Consider the following 509-nt stretch of genomic DNA (forward strand, 5'->3'; position numbering starts at 1 on the left):
CAGGGGACGAGGACTGTTCCAGTGCACGCCCCAGGGCCTTCAAACCGCTGTTTAAGGCCGCCAGCTTCGCATTGGATCGCACCAGCGACGACACAAGCTCCCTAGGGCTGGCAGGCAGAGGATCTTCCACTGACCGCGTATCCAGGAGCTGGGCGACATACATCCCCTGCGACAACTCGGCCGCACGCGCAGCGCGGGCCAGCTTGGCGGCCCGGTCGGCGGGCATGCGCAAGGTCACCTTGGCGAAGGTGGCTTCTTTGTGAAGCGGAACCGACGCGGCAGGCGCCGTGCCCATCGCAGCGACAGATGGAGCGTCAACAGCCTGCACGTCCAGCCACTCGCCAAGGACGGATCTGGCGAGCGCAGCCGCGCTCATGCGGCGCGAGCGCGCAATAGCAGACAGTGCCGGGCCATGCCGACGGAAGTCGATGGTCAGCCGCTCGCGACGGCTGCTGCTGCGCGATGCATGGGCACGGGGCTGGCGGACGAAAGTGGCGTTTCCCATGACA

1 protein-coding gene is annotated in these 509 nt (G+C 66.8%); it reads right to left on the reverse strand.

The genetic code is table 11. The features are described from left to right. On the reverse strand, positions 1-509 hold a 509-nt coding region (locus tag OOZ15_RS20120; RefSeq protein WP_265958209.1), incomplete at both ends, for a hypothetical protein.

The sequence above is a fragment of the Galbibacter kalidii genome (genome assembly GCF_026241135.1).
Classification (GTDB): domain Bacteria; phylum Bacteroidota; class Bacteroidia; order Flavobacteriales; family Flavobacteriaceae; genus Galbibacter.